This window comes from Lacticaseibacillus manihotivorans DSM 13343 = JCM 12514 (genome assembly GCF_001435035.1).
GTDB lineage: Bacteria > Bacillota > Bacilli > Lactobacillales > Lactobacillaceae > Lacticaseibacillus > Lacticaseibacillus manihotivorans.
In genome coordinates this window covers 1-5,336 of the sequence record NZ_AZEU01000006.1, presented here as the reverse complement: position 1 = coordinate 5,336, position 5,336 = coordinate 1, and the positions used below count along the sequence as shown (strand labels likewise).

Annotated in this window: 4 protein-coding genes; all 4 read left to right on the top strand. The window is 47.2% G+C overall.

What is annotated here, in order from left to right; translation table 11 throughout:
- The first annotated feature begins 133 nt into the window (after positions 1-133).
- The 4 genes from FD01_RS00215 (at position 134) to FD01_RS00200 (ending at position 5,252) form a co-directional block, all read left to right on the top strand.
- Positions 134-352, top strand: a complete 219-nt coding sequence (locus tag FD01_RS00215; protein WP_056962213.1) for a DUF2829 domain-containing protein — start codon at positions 134-136, stop codon at positions 350-352.
- Positions 349-1,056 (top strand): 3-oxoacyl-ACP reductase, encoded by a 708-nt coding sequence (locus tag FD01_RS00210; RefSeq protein WP_056962212.1) that lies wholly within the window; start codon positions 349-351, stop codon positions 1,054-1,056. Before FD01_RS00215 ends, FD01_RS00210 begins: the two co-directional genes overlap by 4 nt.
- A gap of 313 nt (positions 1,057-1,369) precedes the next feature.
- Complete coding sequence (locus FD01_RS00205) at positions 1,370-3,424, top strand: AAA family ATPase (protein WP_056962211.1); 2,055 nt, start codon at positions 1,370-1,372, stop codon at positions 3,422-3,424.
- A 187-nt stretch (positions 3,425-3,611) separates the two neighbouring features.
- Positions 3,612-5,252 (top strand): peptide ABC transporter substrate-binding protein, encoded by a 1,641-nt coding sequence (locus tag FD01_RS00200; RefSeq protein ID WP_054719410.1) that lies wholly within the window; start codon positions 3,612-3,614, stop codon positions 5,250-5,252.
- Positions 5,253-5,336 lie beyond the last annotated feature (84 nt).

Here is a 5,336-nt window from a genome sequence, read left to right as displayed (position 1 = left end):
CAGACCGGCCAGATGCGATTTCATGTCCCAAATACCGAGGTGAATAATCCAGGTGATGTGATGATTTCTGACCCGATGCCTATGCAGGTGTCGGGTTTTGTTGTATTCTAAAACCACCCAAAGGAGGGATCACATGACTTTTGAACAAGTACTCCCTAAGCTCAAAGCTGGCGCTAAAGCGGTTCGCGCCAACTGGGGCGGTGGCGAAGAATTTATTGTATTAGTCTCTGGCCAAAACTATGAAGGCATCGCCGTGACGCCATATTTTTTGATCAAAGTGTTGCATGAAGGCTATAGTGTTTGGGAGCCAACAGGATGCGATGCGTTAGCAGACGATTGGCAATTGGTATGAATGACTTTGCTGATCAAAAAGTCGTCGTTACCGGCGCTGCGTCTGGCATCGGCCGCGCGCAAGCACAAGCTTTTGTTCAAGCGGGCGCCTCAGTTTTGGCCATCGATCAACAGCCATTTACCTTAACTGGTGCGCAAGTGCTGGTCGCTGATGTGACGCAACCGGAAACTGCAGATCTTGTGACGGCTTTTGCACCAGATATTTTATGCAATACCGCAGGGGTATTAGACGGTTATGCGACCGCGGAACAAACCGATTTAGAGACTTGGCAACGGGTTTTAGAGATTGATCTCACCAGTCAATTTCGCATGATCAAAGCCGTACTGCCGCGCATGTTGGACCAACATCATGGCGTATTCGTGAACATGGCTTCGATTGCCGGCTTAGTCGGTGGCGGTGGCGGGATCGCTTATACAGCAGCCAAGCATGCAGTGATCGGCATGACCAAGCAATTGGATCTGGATTATGCTGGAATTGGAATTCGTGCCAATGCCATTGCGCCTGGCGCCATCGAGACACCGATGAATGCTGCAGATTTTGCGGGAGACAGGCATATGGCACAGTGGGTGGCAGAACAAACGCCTGCTAAACGCTGGGCGAAACCGGAAGAAGTGGCTGCATTGACATTATTTTTAGCTAGCCCGGCTGCAGATTATATTCATGGGACTGTGATTCCGATCGACGGCGGCTGGCTGGCGAAATGAGTTTGCCGCGTGCTGATCGATTAAAATCATTCACGACAGTCAGAAGTGATTCTGGCTGTTTTTTTGTCTGATCAGTTGACATAACAAATCGAGAAATTTGGATCGCTGCTTCCTGTATCAAGCTGATATCCATTTTTAAATCGCCGTAGCAAAAACTTTTTTCACAAAATTTTAGCACTCTATTTACTAGAGTGCTAAAAGGGACTATAGTATATTATGTAAACAAAAGAAGACCGCAGCGGTCTGACTATAAATCAATTGGCACCGCTGCGAGTCGGCGGTGTTTTTGCGCCGACTTGAGGAGGAAAATAGTATGGCAAACTTTAACGATCCATTTTTTAACGATGGGATGGATGACTTTTTTAACCAATTGATGCATCGCATGGATGGGCAACAGCCTAAATATGTCGTCAATGGACATGAATTGACCCCTGAAGAGGCGGCTCAACTCCAATCTGGTAATGTGCCAGTGGCAACTAAGCAAAAGCCTGAGCCAAAATCAATTTTAGACAAGCTTGGGCGTGACCTCACGCAAGAAGCTCGCGATGGCTTATTGGATCCAGTGATCGGCCGTGACAAAGAAATTCAAGAAGCTGCCGAAGTATTGAGCCGGCGCACAAAGAACAACCCGATTTTAGTCGGGGATGCCGGTGTTGGTAAAACGGCGGTCGTCGAAGGTTTAGCTCAAGCAATTGTCAAAGGCAATGTCCCAGCGGCGATTCAAAACAAGTCGATCATCGCCATTGATTTGGCCAACCTAGAAGCCGGCACGCAATATCGTGGCAGCTTTGAACAAAATATCCAAGATTTGATCAAAGCCGTTAAAAAGCGTGGCAACGTGATCTTGTTCTTTGATGAAATTCATCAGATCTTAGGGGCAGGATCCACTGGTGAATCTGGCAGCAAAGGCTTAGCTGACATCATCAAGCCAGCCTTATCGCGTGGCGAGCTCACTGTGATCGGCGCAACGACCCAAGATGAATATCGCAATACGATCATGAAAGATGCGGCGTTAGCGCGGCGGTTCAATGACATCACGGTCAACCAACCAAGTGCGGAAACAACGTTCAAGATCTTACAAGGCTTGCGCAAGTTGTATGAACAACATCATCATGTGCAATTGCCTGATGCCGTGTTGAAAGCTTGTGTGGATTATTCCGTGCAATATTTGCCACAACGCAGCTTACCAGACAAAGCCATCGACTTGTTGGATATGACCGCAGCGCACTTAGCGGCCCAACATCCGGTTTTGGATGAAGTCGCCTTGAAGCAACAAGTTGAACAACTCACGCAACAAAAAGATGACGCGGCCAAAGCCGAAGACTTTGAAAAAGCCGCCAGCTTGAAAAAGCAACTCGCAGATGTCCAAGCCCAACTCGATCATGGCGATACCAACCAACAAGCCCCTACTGCTACGCCAGAAGATGTCGCCGCAGCAGTTGAACGCTTGACTGGCATTCCAGTGGCTAAGCTTGGCGCCAGTGATATTCAACGGTTGCAAGGCATTGCCCAACGCTTGAAGAACAAAGTCATTGGCCAAGATGAAGCGGTTGATATGGTGGCCAAAGCCATTCGCCGCAACCGTGCTGGTTTTGATGACGGCGAGCGGCCAATCGGTAGTTTCTTGTTTGTCGGTCCTACTGGCGTTGGTAAAACAGAACTGGCGAAGCAATTAGCGTTGGATATGTTCGGCCGCAAAGACGCGATCATTCGCTTAGATATGTCTGAATACAGTGATCGCACCGCGGTTTCTAAGTTAATCGGCACCAGTGCTGGTTACGTCGGCTATGAAGACAATGGCAATACGTTGACCGAACAAGTGCGGCGCAATCCTTATGCGATCATTTTGCTTGATGAAATCGAAAAGGCGGATCCACAAGTCTTGACCTTGTTATTGCAAGTCTTAGATGACGGGCGTTTGACAGACGGTCAAGGCAATGTGGTCAACTTCAAAAACACGATCATCATTGCCACATCCAATGCCGGGTTTGGTAATGACGCTTTAGCCGACAAGTCCTTGCACGACAAGCTTGCCCCATTCTTCCGTCCAGAATTTTTGAACCGGTTTGATGGGATCGTCGAATTCAGCCACTTGAGCAAAGCTGATTTGGGCAAGATTGTGGATCTCTTGTTACAAGATGTGTCTGACACCTTGGCCAAGAAGCAATTGACCTTGACTGTCAGCGACGCGGCTAAAGACTGGTTGATCACGCAAGGCTATGATGAAGCCATGGGGGCTCGCCCATTGCGTCGAGTGATCGCTCAACATGTGCGCGATAAAGTCACCGACTTTTATTTGGCCCATCAAGACGTCAAAGCCTTGAAAGCTGATGTGGTCGATGATGATATTCAAATCACTGCCGCCTAGGGGAAAATGCAGTCGAGAAGCAATTCTCGGCTGTTTTTTTGTGTAGATGAGAGAAAAATGAAATTCTAAAATGTGTTCTAAGTGGCAAAAATATTGGATTATTTTAACTTTTCTACTTGAATTACTCATGAAAAGTCATAAAGTAACGCCATCAGCATATTAAATGCATGATATAGGGGGCAGCTTTATGGGAATGAAGAAAAGTTTTTTTGCTGGGGCAATGTTGTTTGCCGCAGCCGCATTGTTGGCAGCTTGTGGGAATAAATCTGCGAGTAAAGTGAGTAGTACCAAAGCCAACACTTGGACAACCATGCAAGGCGATGTGATCAACACTATGGATCCGTCGTTAAACACGGATGTCATTTCTGGCCAAGCATTGAATGATACGATGGAAGGTTTGTACCGGTATAAAGGCGCGAAACTTGAACCAGCCATTGCCACGTCCATTGCCAAGCCGACCAATGGTGGGAAAACCTACACTTTCCACTTGCGCAAGTCGACGTGGAGCAATGGCAAAGCACTGACGGCCAAAGATTTCGAATTTGGTTGGAAGCGCACGATCGATCCGAAAACCAAGTCTGAATATGCCTATCTTTTCTCAGGCATCAAAAACGCTGATGCGATCATGGCCAGCAAAAAGCCTGCCAGCAGCTTAGGGATCAAAGCCACAGGCAAGTACACGTTGACTGTCACCTTGGAAAAGGCCTTGCCTTATTTCAACACCATGATGGTCAATCCCGTCTTCTATCCGCAATCTCAAGCAACGGTTAAGAAGTATGGCAAAGCTTATGGCACCAAGTCATCTGCCATTTTGACCAACGGCCCATATACCTTGAAGAGTTGGAACGGTACTGGGAACACTTGGATCGAAACCAAGAACCCGAAGTACTGGAATGCCAAAAACGTGCACATCAAGAACTTGAAGACCCAAGTGGTTAAAGATCCAACGACTGCGGCTAGTTTATTCAAGTCAGGGAAAATCGATGATGTTGCGTTATCTGGTGAACAAGCCGCTGCAGCTAAATCCAACAAGAACTATCGTGGTTTTAAAGAATCTGCGACGTACTACTTGGAACTCAACGAAAAGAAAGTGCCAGCCTTTAAGAACACCAAGATCCGCCAGGCGATTTCGTTAGCGTTGAACCGTAGCCAATACATCAGCTCTGTTTTGAAGAACGGCTCCTTATCGGCACACACCTTGACCCCTCAAGGCCTGTTCGCTGATCCGGATAATTCGTCGACCGACTTTGCCAAAGATGCCGCTACGGATACGAAACAATATACCAACTACAATTTGGCCAAAGCCAAGAAGCTTTGGGCAGAAGGGTTGAAAGAAACTGGCCAATCCAGCTTGTCATTGACCTTAATGGGTGATGATACGGATGCTGCCAAGAACACTTCTGAATACTTACAAGCCGCTTTGGAAAAACTCCCTGGCTTTAAGTTGACGATTCAATCTGTGCCGTTCAAGACCCGTTTAGCCCGTGCGGCAAGCAAAGACTTTGACATCGTCTTCAACGGTTGGTCTGCAGACTTCCCAGATGCCATCAGTTTCTTGGATCTGTTCACCACCGGTGGCTCATACAACGACGGTTCTTGGTCCAATGCCCAATACGATCAACTGATCGCAGATTCTAAAGGCAAAGACGCTACCAACCCAACCGCACGTTACCAAGACTTGCAAAAAGCTGAAAAGCTGTTAATGAAGGAACAAGGCATTGTCCCAATTTATCAACTGATCGCTTCTCACTTGACGCGCAAGAACATTCAAGGCGTGACTTACACCCCAGCTGGCACTTATAACTATGTCGGGGCTTCACTGAAGTAATTTCTTTAATAGAAGAAAAAAGTCGAATTGCACTAGTCCCTGTCAAGTTGACAGATGAAATATTATAAAGTTGAATCTGTCTCT

Excerpts from the sequence above, each read along its gene's own strand:
- FD01_RS00200 (WP_054719410.1), top strand. The coding sequence starts at position 3,612 with ATGGGAATGAAGAAAAGTTTTTTTGCTGGGGCAATGTTGTTTGCCGCA.
- FD01_RS00215 (WP_056962213.1), top strand. The coding sequence starts at position 134 with ATGACTTTTGAACAAGTACTCCCTAAGCTCAAAGCTGGCGCTAAAGCG.
- FD01_RS00205 (WP_056962211.1), top strand. The coding sequence starts at position 1,370 with ATGGCAAACTTTAACGATCCATTTTTTAACGATGGGATGGATGACTTT.
- FD01_RS00210 (WP_056962212.1), top strand. The coding sequence starts at position 349 with ATGAATGACTTTGCTGATCAAAAAGTCGTCGTTACCGGCGCTGCGTCT.